At 66.5% G+C, this 17315-nt stretch carries 17 protein-coding genes; 4 read left to right on the top strand and 13 right to left on the bottom strand.

The window, feature by feature from the left end; genetic code table 11:
- Positions 1-4: 4 nt before the first annotated feature.
- The 12 genes from BMI01S_RS12360 to BMI01S_RS12305 are packed head-to-tail and all read right to left on the bottom strand — an operon-like array spanning position 5 to position 12354.
- Positions 5-1186, bottom strand: a complete 1182-nt coding sequence (locus BMI01S_RS12360) for a beta-ketoacyl-[acyl-carrier-protein] synthase family protein (RefSeq protein WP_028212571.1) — start codon at positions 1184-1186, stop codon at positions 5-7.
- On the bottom strand, positions 1183-3603 hold the full coding sequence (locus BMI01S_RS12355) for an MMPL family transporter (protein ID WP_028230792.1): 2421 nt from the start codon (positions 3601-3603) through the stop codon (positions 1183-1185). The genes BMI01S_RS12360 and BMI01S_RS12355 overlap by 4 nt, the downstream gene beginning before the upstream one ends.
- Positions 3603-4274 carry an outer membrane lipoprotein carrier protein LolA gene (locus BMI01S_RS12350; protein ID WP_028230791.1) on the bottom strand — a complete coding sequence of 224 codons (672 nt, stop codon included), beginning with the start codon at positions 4272-4274 and terminating at the stop codon, positions 3603-3605. The genes BMI01S_RS12355 and BMI01S_RS12350 overlap by 1 nt, the downstream gene beginning before the upstream one ends.
- Complete coding sequence (locus tag BMI01S_RS12345) at positions 4262-4702, bottom strand: acyl-CoA thioesterase (protein ID WP_028230790.1); 441 nt, start codon at positions 4700-4702, stop codon at positions 4262-4264. Before BMI01S_RS12345 ends, BMI01S_RS12350 begins: the two co-directional genes overlap by 13 nt.
- Positions 4699-6276, bottom strand: a complete 1578-nt coding sequence (locus BMI01S_RS12340) for an HAL/PAL/TAL family ammonia-lyase (RefSeq protein WP_028230789.1) — start codon at positions 6274-6276, stop codon at positions 4699-4701. Before BMI01S_RS12340 ends, BMI01S_RS12345 begins: the two co-directional genes overlap by 4 nt.
- Positions 6263-7972, bottom strand: coding sequence for a glycosyltransferase family 2 protein (locus BMI01S_RS12335; RefSeq protein WP_028212566.1), 1710 nt, complete (start codon positions 7970-7972; stop codon positions 6263-6265). Before BMI01S_RS12335 ends, BMI01S_RS12340 begins: the two co-directional genes overlap by 14 nt.
- Positions 7969-9684, bottom strand: a complete 1716-nt coding sequence (locus BMI01S_RS12330) for an AMP-binding protein (RefSeq protein ID WP_028212565.1) — start codon at positions 9682-9684, stop codon at positions 7969-7971. Before BMI01S_RS12330 ends, BMI01S_RS12335 begins: the two co-directional genes overlap by 4 nt.
- Complete coding sequence (locus tag BMI01S_RS12325; RefSeq protein ID WP_028230788.1) at positions 9681-10337, bottom strand: COG4648 family protein; 657 nt, start codon at positions 10335-10337, stop codon at positions 9681-9683. The genes BMI01S_RS12330 and BMI01S_RS12325 overlap by 4 nt, the downstream gene beginning before the upstream one ends.
- A gap of 8 nt (positions 10338-10345) precedes the next feature.
- A complete protein-coding gene (locus BMI01S_RS12320; protein WP_028208535.1) occupies positions 10346-10597 on the bottom strand; it encodes an acyl carrier protein in 252 nt (83 codons plus the stop codon).
- A 3-nt stretch (positions 10598-10600) separates the two neighbouring features.
- A complete protein-coding gene (locus BMI01S_RS12315) occupies positions 10601-10900 on the bottom strand; it encodes a phosphopantetheine-binding protein (RefSeq protein WP_028212563.1) in 300 nt (99 codons plus the stop codon).
- Positions 10875-11669 (bottom strand): lysophospholipid acyltransferase family protein, encoded by a 795-nt coding sequence (locus BMI01S_RS12310; RefSeq protein ID WP_028230787.1) that lies wholly within the window; start codon positions 11667-11669, stop codon positions 10875-10877. The genes BMI01S_RS12315 and BMI01S_RS12310 overlap by 26 nt, the downstream gene beginning before the upstream one ends.
- Positions 11653-12354, bottom strand: a complete 702-nt coding sequence (locus tag BMI01S_RS12305; protein ID WP_028230786.1) for a beta-ketoacyl synthase chain length factor — start codon at positions 12352-12354, stop codon at positions 11653-11655. Before BMI01S_RS12305 ends, BMI01S_RS12310 begins: the two co-directional genes overlap by 17 nt.
- Positions 12355-12765: 411 nt before the next feature.
- On the opposite strand from BMI01S_RS12305, the gene BMI01S_RS12300 reads away from it, so the two are divergent.
- Together BMI01S_RS12300 and purU are read left to right on the top strand one after the other, a co-directional pair.
- Positions 12766-13365 (top strand): LysE family translocator, encoded by a 600-nt coding sequence (locus BMI01S_RS12300; protein ID WP_028230785.1) that lies wholly within the window; start codon positions 12766-12768, stop codon positions 13363-13365.
- Positions 13366-13590: 225 nt separating this feature from the next.
- A complete protein-coding gene (gene purU / locus BMI01S_RS12295; protein ID WP_028212559.1) occupies positions 13591-14472 on the top strand; it encodes a formyltetrahydrofolate deformylase in 882 nt (293 codons plus the stop codon).
- Here the strand turns inward: purU and BMI01S_RS43840 are convergent.
- Positions 14365-14754 carry a hypothetical protein gene (locus BMI01S_RS43840; RefSeq protein ID WP_028230784.1) on the bottom strand — a complete coding sequence of 130 codons (390 nt, stop codon included), beginning with the start codon at positions 14752-14754 and terminating at the stop codon, positions 14365-14367. The genes purU and BMI01S_RS43840 overlap by 108 nt on opposite strands.
- A gap of 255 nt (positions 14755-15009) precedes the next feature.
- Between BMI01S_RS43840 and BMI01S_RS12285 the strand changes: the two genes are divergently transcribed.
- Positions 15010-16128 (top strand): GlxA family transcriptional regulator, encoded by a 1119-nt coding sequence (locus BMI01S_RS12285; RefSeq protein WP_042289348.1) that lies wholly within the window; start codon positions 15010-15012, stop codon positions 16126-16128.
- 180 nt (positions 16129-16308) lie between these two features.
- Positions 16309-16608, top strand: a complete 300-nt coding sequence (locus tag BMI01S_RS12280; RefSeq protein ID WP_042289344.1) for a helix-turn-helix domain-containing protein — start codon at positions 16309-16311, stop codon at positions 16606-16608.
- The last annotated feature ends 707 nt before the right edge of the window (positions 16609-17315 follow it).

Below are 17315 nucleotides of genomic sequence, written 5' to 3'. Positions count from 1 at the left end.
TCGATCATCGTCCGAGTATGAGTGAAACATTGCTGCCGCCGAACGCGAATGAGTTGCTCATCACGTATTGGCGCACGCCGTTGCGCGGCAAATACCGCGCGTCTTCGACCAGGTCGAGCGGGGGCAGCGCCGGGTCGGCTTCTCCATCCCACAGATGGCGCGGCAGCGCGACGTCGTCACGAGCGAGCGTGAGCCACGCCAGGCCCAGCTCGCTCGCACCCGCCGCACCGAGCGTATGCCCCGTGAGCGGCTTCGTACCGCTCGCGGCGACGCCGTCGGGAAAGACACGCGCCATGAGTTGCGCTTCCATCAGATCGTTCTTGATCGTCGCGGTGGCGTGCAGGTTGACATAGCCGATCGCCGAAGCGCCAATGCCCGCGTCGGCGAGCGCACCGCGCAATGCGAGTTCGCCGCCCACGCCCTGGGGATCGGGGGCCGAAATATGGTGGGCATCGCTCGATTCGCCCGCGCCCGCGAGCACGACCGGCCCTTCCTCGCGGCTCATCAGGAAGACCGCAGCGCCCTCGCCGATGTTGATGCCGCGCCGCTGCGCGCTCATCGGATTGGTGCGCACGGGGCTCGTCGATTCCAGCGAGGCAAAGCCTTGCAGCGTCAGTTCGCATAGCGAATCGACGCCGCCCACGACAACGGCATCGCACAGGTTCGCGCGCAGCAGTCGGCGCGCGGCGACGAAGGCCTTGGCGCTCGACGTGCAGGCTGTGGAAATCGTGTACGCGGGACCGAGCAAGTCGAGCGCGGCGGCGGCGAACGGCGCGGCCGTGCCGATCTCCATCTGGCGGTAATCGAACCTCGAAGCGGCGTCTTGCTGCACCGGCTGTGTGAACGTCGCTTCCACGGCGCGGATGCCCGACGTGCTCGTACCCAGCACGACGCCGATACGGCCCGCGCCGAAGCGTTCGCGCGCGGCTTCGATGGCGGTGCGGATCTGCGCCAGCGCGGCGAGCAGAAGCCGGTTGTTGCGGCAGTCGTAGCAGGCGAGCGATGCGGGCGGCGCGATGTCGAGCGGCGCCTTCACACTGCCAGCGAATGCCGTACCGGTGCGCGTTGCGATCGGCCCCATGCCGGGCGCCTCTCCGCGCGCGAGCGCTGCGACGATAGCAGGCACGTCGTCGCCGAGCGCGTTGACCATGCCGAGCGCGTGAAGATAGACAGGGAGCGCCATCAGGCCTTTCTCCGTTGATTCGCGGGCACGCCGCTTGTTCCGATCGGCGCGAGCATGACGGACACCATGATGCCGAGCGACAGTGTGGCGCCAAAGCTCTTGAGCGCGGGCATCGAACTCATGCCGAGCATGCCGAACGAGAGCAACGTGGTCGCGGCGGAAAGCAGGACACCGGTCCATACCGCGCCGCGATCGGTGGCGGCGCGCATCGCGCCTTCGCGCAGAAAGACGGCGTAGTTCGCGCCCACGCCGAGCACGAGCATCAGCGCCAGCATGTTGAAGAGATTGATGCGCATGTGCGCATAACCGAAAGCGGCGAGCGTCACGCCGATCGCGAGCCATACGGGCAGCGCGACCGTAATGCCCGCCCGCCAGCCGTAGCGGAACATCAGCAGCGCGAGCACGAGCGTGAGCGCGCCAGCGAGCCAGATCGCGCCGTCCTGCCGATACACGCCGAAGAGCCGCGATACGCTCGCGGCCTTGTCAACGAAGCTCACGCCTGGCAACGCGTGCGCGACGTCGAGCAGCGCGGGCTCGTTCGCAGCGGATACGCCCTGCGGAACTACGATCGCCGCGAAGGCACCGGGCGTGCTCACCGAGCGCCCGAGCCACAGGTGCCGAAACGGCTGCGACCAGGGCTCGGCAAGCCAGTCGTCCACATGCAGCACGGAAGCGCCCGAGCGCGCCCAGGCATCGAGCCACGCTTGCGCCACGTCGTCGCGAAAGCCCGCTGCGCCCAGCAGCGAGTGCAAGGCGGCGGGATCGGCGAACACGTGCGCGCCGAGCCACGCGCGATCGGCGCGCTGCCGCGCTTCGGACGGCACGAACGACGTCACCGATTGCCAGCCGCTCAGCGCGTATGCACCCGTGAGCGTGGCGAGTCGCACGCACAACGCCTCGGTGCGCTCGAGCACGGCCTCGGGCGACGCGCCGCGCACGACGAAGAACTGCGCGCTGTTGTCGGCCCCCACCGCGCTCGACACCATGCGCTCCTGCGCGACCAGCGCCGGTTCCCGCTGGATCAGCATATGAATGTCGTCGTCGCTGCGCAGTTGCAGCCAGCCCGGCACGGCGGCGACCACGAGCGCCAGCGCGACGCCCCATGCGCGACGGCCGCCGATCAGCGACTGCCATGTCGCGAGCGAGGCCGCGGCCACTGCGAAGAGCGTGCGGGGACTGCGCCGCGCGGGCCGCGTCAGGAGGCTCGGCAGCAAGCCGATGACCGATGCGAACGCAACGAAGATACCGACAATGGAAAAGCAGGCGATCTGCCGCAACGCCGGGAATGGTGCGAACGCCAGAATCGCGTAGCCGAGCAGACTCGTGCTGAGCGCGACTGTCAGCGCGGGCAGCACTTCGCGCGCGCCGCGCCGCGAATCCCAGCCGCGCCGCGTGCCCAGGTAGACGACGAAGTACTGAATCGAATAGTCGACCGCCTCTCCGATCAGGCTGGCGCCGAACACGAGCGTGAGCAGATGCAGCTTGCCGAAGACGAGCATCGTCGCCGCGAGCGCACACACGATGCCGAGTGCGGTCGAAACGAAACCCAGCAGGATCAGCCTCGGCGAGCGGAAGATCCACAGCATGAGCAGCGCGACGCCCACCGCCGAAACGATGCCGATCACATGGACGTCGCGCTCTGAAGCGCGGCGCGCGGCTTCGGCATGGAACACGGCGCCTGCGCGCGCGATGGTGGCGTCGGGCCACGCCGCCTTCAGCGCCGACTCTGCGCTTGCGACCGCTTGCAGCACGCGGCGCTGAATGTTGGACTCGTAAGCCGATCCGGGCAGCGTGCCGATCACGAGCACACTCGTGGTATTAGCACGGTGCGAAACGAGGAAACCGTCCTCGACGGTCAAATTCGATGCCGCCAGCGGCAAGCCGGCGAGCCAATGCTGAAGCCAGCCGAAGGGATCGTCGGCGAGCGAGGTCGCGAGGCCCGCGTCCGGCAATCCGTAAAGGCGTTCGGCGAGCGCGCCGCGCAGCGTTTCGGTGCTCCCGGCAGCGATCGTGCGGTCATTGTTTGTTAGCATACCGAAGCGGTACGGCAAGTAGAAGCGCGTGATACGGCCCGGGTCGAACGGCGGGACTTGCGCCGTCACCGAGGCAAACGCATGGCTCGCGCTCAACGTCGCGCCCAGTTGCGTGGCCGCCGCTTTTGCGCGTGCCGCATCGTTGCTCGTGACGAGCAGCACGGCGCGGTTGCCCAGCGCGCCCGCGAGCTGGTCCACGGCCTCCTCCGCCACGGGGTCGGCCTCGGTCGCCGGCAAGAGCGCGAGCAGGTTCGTCTGCAAGGGCGTGGGGCCCGCGAAGCGCCAGGCACAATACAGCGCCGCGCTCATGGCAAGCAGCAGCCACGCTGCGCGCAGCATCCATTGCCGCCATGACGGCGTTGCGGTGCGAAGCTCGAGAGAATCCACTATGGCGTTCCGAAAAGCTTCTGGTCGGCGGGCGTCAGTTCGGAGACCTGCGCGCTGCCGCTAAAGTCGTACTGCGTGACGTCGCCGTTGGCGAAGGTGATGCGCAAGCCGTGCAGGAAGTCGCCGCCTTCCATCTCGATGCCGCGCAGCGCCTGCGCGATTTGCGGCTGGCGCGGCACGAGGCGCATCTGCCATTGCGAAGCTGTGCCACGCGCCGTTACGTCGAACTGCGTGTACAGCGCGCTCAGGTCGCCGGCTAGCATCGCCCGCATCATCTTCGCGATCTCGGCCGCACCGCGCGCGCCTTGCGCACTGCCGTTCTGGATGCGCTGACCGGCCGCATCGATCACGGTGACGCCGCTGTCGCGCATGATCCACGTCTTCTTGTATGGCGTCTCGATCTGCCAGATCACGCCGCGCTCGCGAAAGAACAGCAGCGAGCCCGTGCTGACGAGCGGGGCTTTCATCGCGGCGAGCGTCTGCGTTTGCGTGAAATGCGCACGCACGCCATTGGCTGCGGGACGCGAGGCGATCTGCGAGACGAGTGCAGCATCGCTGACATTCGCGCTCGTGCTCAGGTTTGCGGGCGCCGTCGCGGCCCGCGCCGGCAGCCACATGGACTGAAGCGCAATCAGTGCGGCGACAGTCGCGCATCGTTTCAACGCGCCCATGCGCGCTCCAGCTTTTCGAGCACGACAGGCGGCGAGACGAACTGCAGTACCTGCGTGGCGGCGTTCACGGCGACCTGGATCGTATAGCCCTTGGTGAGCCGCGTACGCGAATCGCGATCGTAGATTTCGTAGCCGATTTTCAGACGATTTTCATACTCGATCAGGTGCGCGCACACCTCGAGCTGCTGCCCGTAAACGGCGGGCCGCACGTACTTCAAATGCGCTTCGACCACGGGCCACACGTAGCCCGACACCTGCATCTCGCGATAGTCGTAGTCGAACTTGCGCAGCAACGCCGCGCGGCCAAATTCGAAGTACTTCAGATAATGGCCGTGCCAGCAGACGTTCATCGCGTCCACGTCGTGGAACGGCACTTCCACGTTCGCGCTCGCGCTCAATACCGGCGCAACCTTGCGTGATTCGCTCATGGCCTGCCCCCCGCGTTCCGTCCGAGGAAATGGCCTGCCGCGATTCGCTCCGTCATGGCGCGCAGTTCGGGCTCGAGCGCGCGGTCCTCGTCGACGAATGGCGACGTCACGGCCACGTCTTCCATGAACGCGGCAAGCGGCTCGGGAATCACGGTCTCTACATTGCCGCGCAGCCGCAGGCGCGCCGCCTGCACGGTGGCGAGCGCATGGGCGGCCGCGACCTGCTCGGTCAGTTGCAGCACGCGCAAACAGTCGCGCGCCGCGATCGTCCCCATGCTCACCTTGTCCTGGTTGTGCGCTTCGGTGGAGCGGGAAAACACGCTCGCGGGCATCGTGTGCTTGAGCGCCTCCGCCGTCCATGCCGACGACGATATCTGCATGGCCTTGAAGCCGTGATTGATCGGCGCGCGCGCACTCGTCGCGCCCGTGAGGTTGCGCGGCAGACCGTTGTTGAACTTGTCGTCGACGAGCAACGCGAGTTGCCGGTCCATCAGATCGGCAAGATTCGCCACGGCCGCCTTGAGGCCGTCCATGGCGAACGCGATATGGCCACCGTAGAAGTTGCCGCCGTGCAGCACGCGCTCGCCGTCGGGATCGATCAGCGGATTGTCGTTCGCGCTGTTCAGTTCGTTCTCGATGTCGCGACGCATCCACACGAGTGCGTCGTTCGCCACGCCGATCACGTGCGGCGCGCAGCGGATCGAATAGCGGTCCTGCAGCCGGTGACCCGGCGTGTCCGGGCGACCGGCGAGATCCGCGCGGATCCAGGCCGCCGCCTCGCCCTGCCCCGCGTGCGGCTTGGCTTCGAAGATGAACGCGTCGAAGTGCGCGGCGCGCCCGTCGAGCGCCACCGTGGCGAGCGCGGTGAGTCGTGCGGCCAGGCGCGCGAGCTGCGCCGCGCGCGTGAACGCGAGGCAGGCGAGGCCGGTCATCACCGCCGTGCCGTTCATCAGCGCGAGCCCTTCCTTGGGCGCGAGCACGATCGGCTCGCGGCCGAGCGCGCTCCACGCATCGCGTGCCTCGCACGGCGCGCCGCGAAACTGCACGGCGCGCTCGCCGACCAGCGCCGCCGCGACGTACGAAAGCGGCGTGAGGTCGCCGCTCGCGCCCACCGAGCCTTCGGCGGGAATACGCGGCAGCACGCGATGATTGATGAGGTCGGCGAGACGTTCGAGCAGCACCGGCCGCACGCCCGAAAGACCATGAGCCAGCGAGTTCAGGCGTGCGGCGATCACGGCGAGCGTGGACGCTTCATCGAGATGCTCGCCCATCCCGCAGCCGTGATAGCGCGTGAGTTGCAGCGGCAGGGCCTCGACGAGCGCCATCGGCACATCGACGACACAGGCGTCGCCGTAGCCCGTATTGACGCCGTACACGGTCGCGCCCGCCGCCAGATGACGGCGAAGAAACTCCGCGCCGCGCGCGATGCGCGCGCGCCAGGCCGGGTCGTCGCTGAGCCGCACGGCAGCGCCTGCGCGCGCGACCGCCACGACGTCCTCGATCGTCAAGCGGCGGCCGCCGATCACCACGGGAGCGGTGCCGACCCCGGCGTCGATCAGGTCATGTTCGGCCATTCGCTCCCCCACTGGGGCGCGCCCAGAAATCGTAGAAGTTGAACCATTGGTAAGGCGCCTTGCGGCAATAGTGTTCGAGGCGCGAGGCAAAGCGCTGCGCCCATGCCGCGATATGCTCGGCGCGGCCGCGCCGCGGCAGATCGATGCGCTCGGCGAACGGCTCGAAATAGAGCCGGTAGCCCGTGCGCTCTTTCAGGCAGAACAACAGATAAACGGGACACGCGAGCGCATGCGCCAATACATAGGGGCCCTGAGCAAATGGAGCCGTCTCGCCGAGAAACAGGGCCTCGGTCGTGCGCCCGGATTCATGCGCCGGCGTGCGGTCGCCGACGATCACGAGCAGCTCGCCACGCTCGATGCGCGCCTGCATCATGAGCGCCGTTTGCGGCCCGAAGTCGCTCACCGGCACGAGATGCTGTGCGAAATCGTGATGCGCGCGCGCCAGCACGCTGTTGAAGCGCTTCGCGTGCTCCGTGTAGACGATGGCCGTCACCTTCGTTTGCGCGCCGCGCACCGCGAGCGCCCGCGCCATCTCGAGATTGCCGTGGTGTGAACCGATCACGAGCGCGCCGCGCCCGCTCGCGATCAGCGCGTCGAGCGCGCGCGGGTCGTCGATCTCCACATCGGTCTCATCGACGCGGCCCGTCCAGGCGGCGAGCTTGTCGAAGCCCGATTGCGCGAACGCGAGCATGTGGCGGTAGGCCGTGAGCCAGCCGGCGCGCGGCGTCCCACCTTCCGGCGAGCATTGCCGCAGCCGGTCGAAGTAGCGGCGCGAGGCGTCGCGCGCGGGTCGGCCGGTGACCAGGAAGTAAGCGACGATCGGGTGCAGCCAGAGCGTCGTGAAGCGCCGCCCGAATACGCGGCAGCTCAAGGCAAGCAGCGCCATGCCAAGGCGGCTGCCGCGCTCGTCCGTGCGCCACCAGGGGGCGCCGCCGTCGATCGCATCCGTGCGCCTCGGCAGAACCCTGTGCGCGAGCAGCAGCGGCAAACGCGCGAGCATGCCGGCGACGAGCCGCGTATGGCTGCGGCTGATACGCACGTTGTCCCACAGCACGTCGAAGTGCGAGACGCCATCGGCCGCATAGGTGACGGCGGTCGGAATGGAGACGAACGCCACGCGCCGCCAGTGCAGGCGCACGAGAATTTCGATGTCGAAATCCATGCGCCCGGGCAGCTTCACGCTGTCGATCAGCGCGCACGCGAGGTCGAGCGGATACAGGCGGAATCCGCACATCGAATCGCGAATCGTGAACGAGAGCGTCTCGATCCAGACCCACACGTGCGTCAGGTAGCGACCGTAGAGCCGCGCTTTGGGCACGCTCTCGTCATACACGGGCTGGCCGATCACGACCGCGCGCGGATTCGCCTGCGCGGCGGCGAGAAAGCGAGGAACGTCTGCGGCGTCGTGCTGGCCGTCGGCGTCGATCTGCAGCGCGTGCGTAAAGCCCGCATCGCGTGCGGCGCGCAGCCCGGCCATCACCGCCGCGCCCTTGCCGCCGTTTACGGGCAGGCGCCGCAGCGTGAGCTTGCCGGCGTAGCGGCGCGCGAGATCCGCCAGCACCTGCTGGGTGGCTTCGTCGCTGCCGTCGTCAACGACGATGAGCGGCAGCCCGTGGACGATCAGGTTCGCCACGGTGCCGCCGATCGCGTCCTTGTGGTTGTAGATCGGAATGACGATGCAGGCCGCGAAGGTCATGCGGGCTCCCTGTACCCGATGACACCGGACGCGCAATCGCGCCCGCCAGCACGCCAGACGAACGACACGCGCCGGCGCGCGGCATCGTGCGCAAGCGTGAGCCTGAGCAGCGCGCCTGGCGGCACCGGCGCCGTGAACTTCAGCTGCTCGACCGAGGCGAGCGTGCGCGCGCCCGGCACCCATTCATGCGCAAGGCGGATCGCCCAGTCCACCTGCACGACGCCGGGCAAAATCGGCAAGCCAGGAAAGTGGCCTGCGAAATGAACGAGCGTGTGCGGCACGCGCAACTCGAACACGCGCCCTTCGGCCTCGTCCCACTCCGCGAGCAGTTCGAACCCTTCTTCGCGCGCGGCAAACGCGCGGGCGACCGCTTGCGCCTGAACCTTGCCGCGCGCGTCGACCGGCAGCGCGCGGTGGATGCGCCAGTGACGAGGCAGCACGACTGTATCGAACCAGGCGGCGAGGTGGCGGCGCAACGCTTTCAGCAGCAGAACGCGGCCATCGCGGCGCAGTGCTTCGCGGCCCTCTGCGGTGAGCGCAACGAGCGCACCAATGCGCTGGCGAGAGCCCCCTGCGAGCAGCACGGTCCTCGCTTCTACAACGCCGGGATGCAGCAGCAGTTTGCTTTCGATCTCGCTGAGCGAGACGCGCTTGCCGTCGAGCTTGACCACGCGGTCGAGACGCCCTTGCAGCACGAAGCGGCCGTGTTCGTCGAACGCGGCCTTGTCATCGGTGCGATGCCAGTCGTCGTGACCGAGATGCGGCGAGCGCACTTCCAGCGCGCCGCCCTGCTGGCCTGCGCCCGCGCGCACGGCGAGGCCCGGCATGGGCGTCCATGCTTGCGTTTCGTCTTGCCTGCGCCAGGCGATGCCGCCCGTCTCCGTGCTGCCGTAGATCTCCAGCGGTGCGGCGCCGAACTGGGCCGCATAGCGCTGCGCGGTATCGAGCGACAGCGGGCCGCCCGACGAGAAGAACGCGAGCGGTTGTGGAAGGAGCGTCGCGAAGCGAGGCAGATCGGGCCAGCGCGAGAGTTGCGCGGGCGTCGAGACGACGACGGTCCCACCACGCCGCGCAGAACACGAGGCAATGCGCGCCTGCAGTTGCGCCGGATCGGCGCACGTCGCGCGATCGAACGGCCGCCCCGCGGCCAGCGGCCAGAACACGCGAAACAGCAAACCATAGATATGGTGGTGCGGAACGCTCGCGAGCACGGCGGCATCGGCCAGCAATGCGCCCCACGCGGCTTCGAGCGTTTGCACTTCGGCGTCGAATTGCGCGAGCGTCTTGTGAACGGCCTTCGGCGTGCCGCTGCTGCCCGAGGTGAAGAGCGTGAGCGGAGCGTTCGCGTCGATCGCCATGGCGGGTTTGTCGGGGTGAACCGCAGCCGTATCGGCACACCACGCGGCAAGCTCGTTTTCGTCGAGCACTGCGTCGTACGCGTCGCTCAGTTCGGCGAGATAGCCCGGCGCCGCGTTCGCTGGAATCACGGGTTCCTTGCCTGCCGCAAGGAGTCCGAATAAAGCGCAGGCGAATAGATACGGATCGTCGCTCCATAGCACGAAGCGCACGTCCGGCTGCGTGCGCATGCGCGCCGCAATGCCCAGCGCATGCGCACGGAACGTAGCGAAATCCGTCACATTCGCGCCATCGACGCAAACCACGCTACGCGGCTCACGGCATGTCGCCATGAGAAGTTCGTGCAACGCGATCACGCCGCCTCCCCTCGCGCTGCACGCGGCAGCATGATCCATTTGCGCCACGCGAACTCGCTGGCGAGCAGCACGCCGATGATCCCGTATGCGATCGCGCCGTTGTAGAGCGACCAGGCGCCGGGCGTCCAGCAAAGCGCGGTCCAGACGGAAAACGCGCCGTTCACCGCGAAAAACCCACACCAGAGCTCGGTGACGCGGCGCGTATAGCGCACGATATGCGCGGGCGGATCGGCATAGGTCAGGCGAGCGAACTTCTCGACCATCGACGGCCCCTTCATGAGGGTCGCGCCGAAGGCGAAAAGCAGCCCGAGGTTGACGAGCGAAGGATACAGGCGCATGAGCCGTTCGCTATTGGTGAGGACGATCGCCACCGAGGCGACGTTGAGCATGACCGCCACGGCCCAGTCCACCGGCGTGAGCTTGCGCAGCGTTGCGGCGAGCGCGCCCTTGCCGGCCACGCGCTGCATCCAGAGCAGCGTGAGCAGCAGCAAGCCGACGAAGCGCGGCGAATCCCAGCGCCACGCGCAGAGGATCACGACCGGGTAGGCGAGACTGGCGAGCAACCTCCACTTGCTGCGTGCCTGGCCGCCCGCCACGTTGCTTTCGCCTGCCGCGGTAGCCTCGGCCGAGCCGTGCCCGCGAAGAACCGTCACGAACGGCCTCAAGCCTGAGTCACGAGCAGCGACTCGACCGCGGCGATCACGTCGCCCACCGTGCGCACCTGCTTGAACTCTTCGGGCTTGATGCGCCGGCCCGTCATTTCCTGGAGCTTGATGGCCAGATCGACCGCATCGATGCTGTCCAGATCCAGTTCCTCGAACAGGTGCGCCTCCGGCGTGACGCGCGCCGGATCGATATCGAAGTTCTCGTGAAAGATCTCGCGGATACGGTCGAGAATTTCAGCTTCGTTCATGATTCAATCCCCCTTCCCTGCAGTGGCTTCCAGTGCCTCGTTTTCGTTTGCGTGGCCCGCGACGAGCGCCGCGAGCGTGTTGATCGACCGGAAGTAGCCGCGCACGTTTTCGTCGTCGGCATTGATGGTCAGTTGATAGCGCTGGCGCAGCACGATGCCGATCTCCAGCGCGTCGATCGAATCGAGTCCCACGCCGTCGGTGTCGAACAGCGGCGCGTCGTCGTCGATATCGGCGGGCGTGAGATGCTCGAGATCGAGCGCCTCGATCAGGAGCCGCTTAATTTCCAGTTTTAAAGTATCCATAGTCAAACAGGTACTGGGTGATTTGCGCCTCGACAGCGCGCGTGACGTTGCGTGCGGCGAGCGCGGAAGGCATGTCGCGCGGCGCGAGCGGATCGACGCCGATGGGCGCGAGCACGTTCACGGTCATGCGAAACGGCCGCTCCGGCACGTGGTACCAGCGCATCTGCTTCGTGAAGGCCGGCGGATCGCAGTGGATGAGCACGGGACGGATCGGCACGCCCGCTTCCAGCGCCGTATGCGCGAAGCCGCGCGAGAACGCGTGAAGCCGGTTCGGCGCCGGGCTGCGCGAGCCTTCGGGAAAGATGATCATGCTGTAGCCGCTCGCGAGCTGGCGCACGCAGTCCTCGACGAAGCCAACGGGATCGGCATTGCTCACGTACCTGGCGGCCCGCACGATGCCCCAGAAGCACGGATTGCTCCAGTGGGCGTTCTTGACGACGCAACAGGCCGATGGCGTGAGCGCGAGCAGCGCCACCACGTCGAGGTAAGTGGGATGGTTCGCGACGACGATGGCGGGTGCACCCGAGCGCAGCGCGTGCGCACCCGCCACTTCCAGTTCCATGACGCCGGCGCGCTCCAATGCCGCCAGTAGCGCGCGGAAGAACCAGTGAATGATGGTGGTGACTGCGCGCTGCCGCGAAGCGCGATGCGGCCACAGCACGGCGAGCGGAAAGACGATCAGCGAGAACAGCAGACCGCAACAGCCGAACACGACGAAGCTCATGCCAGTGGCGAAAAGCCGCCAGCCGTAGTCAAGCCGCGCCGACATGCCAGCTCCATTGCCAGGTGGCGCCACTGCCTTCCCACGCGGCGCTTTCGCCTCCGCTCAAGCAGTGATGCAGCGCTTCGCTCTGCGTGCCGAACCTGCGCCCCTGCGCGCTCGCGCCCTGCGGGAACTGCGTGACGGAGCACGCGAGCTGGCCCTGGTGCGCCTCGCCCGCATCAACGAGCAATGCGAACGCGCCGTGCTGAACCTCCTGTTCGATCGGGCCGTAACGCGCGTCGGCGGGCTCGTCGGCATAGACGACCAGCACCGGGCTCGCGGGCTCGTCCGCGTGCTGCGCATGGGCTTCGAGCAGCGCATAGCCCAGCGTTTGCGCACCGGCCGAAATGGCCGTCGCGGGCGAGCGGTCCCCGCGCACGATCCCGAAAAGCCCCGTCATCGCGTTGAGCACCGAGAGGCTGAACGCATTCGGCGAGACGGGCTTGTTTGCCTCGATGTCGCCCAGAATGTCCGTCGTGCGGCGCAGTTCGCCGTGCCGCGAAGCGAAGACAACACGCGTTTTCGCCTGCGCGTCGACACAGTCGCCCGCCACTTTGAGCGCCATCCGCGAAAGCGCACTCAGACGGCGCCGCATCATGGGATCGACGAACGTAACCTCAGGCGGACTTTCCGAAGTGGGAGACCAGAAGGACCAGCGCGCCACGGGCAAGGTCCACGACAAATCGGGCATAACGGGATGACGGTGTCAGCGACCGCAGCGTGCGGGCTAGCGACCCCGAACGGCGTTTGTTTATTCTTCCTCGGCCCGTCAATTTCCAGGGCGGAGTTCTCGTGCGTACTTTAACGGCGCGAAACGCGAATTCTGTAGGGTGGTTCCTGAATTAATTTGAAGCATCTTGTTACACATCAATACACACACAAAAATCAGGTGCTCTTAATGCATGGCGCATTACGGGGCTGGCTTTAGGCGATCGGTGTCGCCAATTCGTGGGATCGCCGCTTTGGCAAACTCAAATCAGGCGCGCACCCGACTACGCCGTAAAATATGCGCACCCCGCTGGAGCGCTCCGCCATTGGCCCTAATCGCGCCCCGGCTCGAATTTCCGATAATCCGAGGCAGCATTCTTCCGGTCGTCATTTCATGCTTTCCCTTTCCACCGCCGCGCTGATGGTTTCGGGCTGCGCGATCGTGCTGCTCATGCCGGGGCCCACCAACACCCTGCTCGCCGCCGCCGGGCTGAGGCAGGGACTTCGACGCTCCGTGCATCTCACCGGCGCCGAGCTGGCCGGCTATCTGGTGTCGATTTCCCTCTGGGGCATTTGCTTCGCGCACGCCTCGCAGTCCCTGAGCTGGCTGCCGAAGATCCTGCGCCTTGCCAGCAGCCTCTATCTTGCGTGGCTCGCCATCCGCCTGTGGCTCACGGCGAACTCGATCGAGACCTCGGCGGCGAGCGTCGTCACCGCGCGCACGCTGTTCAGCGCGACGGTGCTCAACCCCAAGGCCATTTTGTTCGCGGGCTCGATCTTTCCGCCTGCGGCCTTTGCGCGTTTCGCAGCGTGGCTCGAAGCCATGGCGATCTTCACGTGCCTGCTGATACCGATCGGCCTAGCCTGGATCGCCATTGGCGCGGCGCCTCGCAGCGGGCGCCTGCCGTTCGTTCGTCCCGCGCTGTTCCAGCGCTGCGCTTCGGTGGTCGTGGCGGCGTTCTCCGTTTCGCTGATGTGGGCGCTCGCGCGCTAGCGTTCAGGGGGACCTCGCGTCGCCCTCGCGAATGAATCGCAAGCCAGTGCGGCGCAATGCGTTCGGCGCCTACGTCCATGTTGGCGGTTTCGTACTCGCGATACAGCGTGTGGATTCTATGTGCCGCGTGCCGATTGATGGCTTACTTTCGCCATCACGCCAGCGCCTGGCTCGCACCGCGCATGACGCGTTGCACCTGGCGCATCACGACACGAGGAGAACCGCATGTCCACCGCAGAACCGCAGCACCGCTATGTGCTCACGCTCGCATGCCCCAGCGCCGCCGGCCAGGTCGCCGCGGTCGCAAGCTTTCTCGACGCTCATCGCGGCTATATCGACGAGCTGACGGTTTTCGACGACGACATCAGCACGCGCTTCTTTCTGCGCTGTGTCTTTCACGAGGTCTTGCAGCCGGGCGCGGCCGAGCGCTTCGACCTGGCGGGGCTGAGGGACGAGTTCGCGTCCGTCGCGAGCCGGCACGACATGACGTGGGCGATTCACGACCTGCGCGTGCGCCCCAAAGTGCTCATCATGGTCTCGAAGCTCGAGCACTGCCTTGCCGACCTGCTGTTTCGCTGGCGCATGGGCGAGCTGCAAATGGACATTGCGGGCATTGCCTCGAATCACCGCGATTTCGAGCCGCTCGCGCGGCAGCACGACCTGCCGTTCCACTATCTTCCCGTCACGCCGGAAACGCGGCGTCAACAGGAGGACGCCATTCTCGACCTGTTTGCCTCGACCGGTTCGGAGCTGCTGATACTCGCGCGCTACATGCAGATACTCTCCGATGAGACGAGCCAGCGGCTGGCCGGGCGCGCGATCAACATCCACCATTCCTTCCTGCCCGGTTTCAAGGGCGCACGCCCTTATCACCAGGCGCACGTGCGCGGGGTGAAGCTGATTGGCGCGACCGCGCATTTCGTCACCGACGATCTCGACGAAGGGCCGATCATCGAGCAGGAAGTGCAGCGGGTCGATCATACATTCGACCCTGAGCGCCTACTGGCCGTCGGGCGCGACGTCGAATGCGTGACGCTCGCGCGCGCCGTCAAGGCGTTTCTCGAGCGGCGGGTCTTCATCAACGACGGGCGCACCGTCGTGCTGTGACGGACCGCGCGGCCCGTTGCGGGCCGCCGCGGCGCCGTGACGGCGCTGCGCCTGCGCCGCTAGCGCCGCGAGTGCGTCGTCGCTCATGTTGCCGGCCACCTGGCGCGCGTAGTCGTGATGCTGCCGCGCGAGCGCGGCGCCCACGCAGCGGGCCTGCAGATAGCGAAGCAGGCCGATGCGCCCGTGCCCGCGCGCCATGCTCTGCTCCAGCAGCGCGAGCGCGGCGGCGGCATCGCCGTGACAGGCGCGTTGGTTGAGTTCGACGGTTTTGGCGCGCGGCATGAAACGAGGCCTCGTGGATGGAATCGGCGTGGAACGAATGTCCCACTGACGCATGCGGCTCAAGCAGCCAGTTGACCAAATGCATAGTCGGTGTTGCTAGAACGAATGCGTCAGCGCGGCGGAACCGTAGCGCCATGCGGCCCACCGGGCGCCGATTTCGCTTTTGCGATGGTCGATGGCGGAAAACCGCAAGCGCCAGGGGGCCATACCGGCGAAGCTTGGCTGTAACCTCGTTCGCTGTCTTCCGGTGCTTCCATGTCCGACACACTGCCTATCGCCGCCCCCATCGACGCCTCCGCGAAGGGGCGCATTCGCTTTGGCATCGTGTTGTTGCCGAACTTCACGCTGACCGCGTTCTCCGGATTCGTCGACATGCTGCGGCTGTCCGCCGACGATGGCGACTACAGCAAGCCGGTGCGCTGTTCGTGGTGCGTGATCGGCGAGACGCTCGCGCCGGTCCGTGCGAGTTGCGGCATCCAGGTCTCGCCTTGGGAGACGTTCGCCGATGCGGAGCCGGTCGACTATCTCGTGGTGGTCGGCGGGCTGCTGCACTCCGGCCCCCAGGCAAGCGAAGCCACGCTGCAGCACATCCGCCGCGCGGCCAGCGGCAGCACGACGGTCGTCGGCATCTGCACGGGCGTGTTCGCGCTCATGCGCGCCGGTGTGCTCGACGGACATCGCATTTGCGTCAGCTGGTTCCACTACTGGGACTTCATCGAGCGCTTCCCCAACGTCAATGCCGACGCCATCGTCGCCGACCGCCTGTTCGCGATCGACCGGCGCCGCATTACCTGTTCGGGCGGCCGCGCGTCGATCGACGTCGCCGCTGCCATTTTGCTGCGCCACTTCGAGCATGCGACCGTGCAGAAAGCGCTGCGAATCTTGCTGGTGGGCGAAATGCAGAAGGGCAATGCGCCTCAGCCCCACCCGCCCGGACTCGAACCCGCCACGCACCCGAAGGTCAAGCGCGCCGTTCTGCTGATGGAGCAACAGGTGGGCCGCAACGTGCCGCTCGAAGAGCTGGCCGACAAGTTGAATCTTTCGCCGCGTCAGCTCGAACGGCTCTTCAAGGCGGAAACGGGCAAGAGCCCGCGCGCGTTCGCGAATGTGCTGCGCCTGCGCACTGCTGCGTGGCTCCTCACGAGCTCGGACCGCACCGTGGCGGACATCGCGTCTAGCTGCGGGTTTTCGGATGCGTCCCATCTTGGACGCGAATTTCGCAAGCAGTTTGGCGTGCCGCCTGTTATGTTTCGCGAGCAGCGTAGCGGGCAAGAGGCTTCGCAGTTGGTGGATCTCGATGCGCTGCTGCTTAGTGAACGTCCGCTGGTTGGTGCGGAAATTGATAGCGGTGGTGTTCGCGCTTCGCTGCATTGATGGTTTGGGTTTTGGTTTGCCGTTTTGGCCTTTCCTTGTTTTCGCGGCGGTTTATTAGCGTTGCCCCTGTGCGGGGCGGCACCTACTTTCTTTGCCGCGGTGTACAGACCGGGGACATGGCTGACAGGTGTACGGGGACATGGTTGACACTTTTGGGCATCCCAACGCCCGAATCCATCCATGCCCTGGAACGTAAAAGACACCATGAGCCTCAGACAGGAATTCGTCAGCCTGGCGGCCGCGCAGAGCCTGCCGTTCAGTGAGTTGTGCCGACGCTTCAACATCAGCCGCCAGACCGGCTACAAGTGGCTGGAGTGCCACCGCGACGAAGGCTCGGCGGTTCTGGCCGACCGCTCGCGTCGTCCGCATCACAGCCCCACACGCTCGCCCGCCCCCCTCGTTGAACGCGTACTGGCGCTGCGTCGGGAGTACGGCTGGGGCGAGATGGAGTCGACGGAGATCCACATTAACCCCCAGTAAACCGGCGCGATTCGTCAAGCCCTGCACTGTGGTGGGCGCTCGCTGTCGAGGTCGAGTCCTCAAAAAGGGGCACGACCTTCACGGTGCACATTCCGCGTTTTCCCTTAACTTCGCGCTGAACTGTACCGCCTTGTATTCGCGCTGCGTCCGGCGGATCGGCGTGGGTCGGTCCGTACCTCGAATGGCGGTAATACTCCGGGAAGCGGACTCATGCCGCGTAGCTGCTGTTGCCTCGCGCACGCTGCACCTTGCATTCGTTTCCCGCTTCGGATCAGGTACAGCAACTGCGCCCGATAAGCGAGGCTCAGCCAGGTGGGCCGGAATGCACAGCATGCGTCGAGCCAGCCCATGTGCAACATTTGCAGGATGCCATTAAGTAGCTCTGACCTGAGCAAACCGCGACGGAGACCAAAATGAGCCCGATTGCACGGGACCTCATCACCCAGCATGCAGCGACGAGTCTACTCCCGGCGGCACGATATCCGGAGCGGTGATCGTGCAATCCCCTACTGCGTGCAGGTCATATGCGCTCATTGCGGGGCGGCCTGAGCCGTGCTCTCGACTCAATAGCGATCCCTGCACGATTGCTTGGGAGAAGCGAGTAAGGCTTGCAAGCAAGTCTTACAAGCCAGGGAGGCGGCAGGATTGCGACCCCGTGTCGGAAACCGTGAGTCCGTTAGCCGGGAATCAAAGACAGGGTATTGGGG

It is taken from the genome of Paraburkholderia mimosarum LMG 23256 = NBRC 106338 (genome assembly GCF_000739815.1).
GTDB classification, from domain to species: domain Bacteria; phylum Pseudomonadota; class Gammaproteobacteria; order Burkholderiales; family Burkholderiaceae; genus Paraburkholderia; species Paraburkholderia mimosarum.
The sequence above is the reverse complement of the archived record's forward strand: the minus strand, read 5'-3'. Positions and strand labels throughout refer to the sequence as shown.

Excerpts from the sequence above, each read along its gene's own strand:
- BMI01S_RS12350 (WP_028230791.1), bottom strand. The coding sequence starts at position 4,274 with ATGGGCGCGTTGAAACGATGCGCGACTGTCGCCGCACTGATTGCGCTT.
- BMI01S_RS12345 (WP_028230790.1), bottom strand. The coding sequence starts at position 4,702 with ATGAGCGAATCACGCAAGGTTGCGCCGGTATTGAGCGCGAGCGCGAAC.
- BMI01S_RS12340 (WP_028230789.1), bottom strand. The coding sequence starts at position 6,276 with ATGGCCGAACATGACCTGATCGACGCCGGGGTCGGCACCGCTCCCGTG.
- BMI01S_RS12335 (WP_028212566.1), bottom strand. The coding sequence starts at position 7,972 with ATGACCTTCGCGGCCTGCATCGTCATTCCGATCTACAACCACAAGGAC.
- BMI01S_RS12320 (WP_028208535.1), bottom strand. The coding sequence starts at position 10,597 with ATGAACGAAGCTGAAATTCTCGACCGTATCCGCGAGATCTTTCACGAG.
- BMI01S_RS12315 (WP_028212563.1), bottom strand. The coding sequence starts at position 10,900 with ATGGATACTTTAAAACTGGAAATTAAGCGGCTCCTGATCGAGGCGCTC.
- BMI01S_RS12310 (WP_028230787.1), bottom strand. The coding sequence starts at position 11,669 with ATGTCGGCGCGGCTTGACTACGGCTGGCGGCTTTTCGCCACTGGCATG.
- BMI01S_RS12305 (WP_028230786.1), bottom strand. The coding sequence starts at position 12,354 with ATGCCCGATTTGTCGTGGACCTTGCCCGTGGCGCGCTGGTCCTTCTGG.
- BMI01S_RS12300 (WP_028230785.1), top strand. The coding sequence starts at position 12,766 with ATGCTTTCCCTTTCCACCGCCGCGCTGATGGTTTCGGGCTGCGCGATC.
- purU (WP_028212559.1), top strand. The coding sequence starts at position 13,591 with ATGTCCACCGCAGAACCGCAGCACCGCTATGTGCTCACGCTCGCATGC.
- BMI01S_RS43840 (WP_028230784.1), bottom strand. The coding sequence starts at position 14,754 with ATGCCGCGCGCCAAAACCGTCGAACTCAACCAACGCGCCTGTCACGGC.
- BMI01S_RS12285 (WP_042289348.1), top strand. The coding sequence starts at position 15,010 with ATGTCCGACACACTGCCTATCGCCGCCCCCATCGACGCCTCCGCGAAG.
- BMI01S_RS12280 (WP_042289344.1), top strand. The coding sequence starts at position 16,309 with ATGCCCTGGAACGTAAAAGACACCATGAGCCTCAGACAGGAATTCGTC.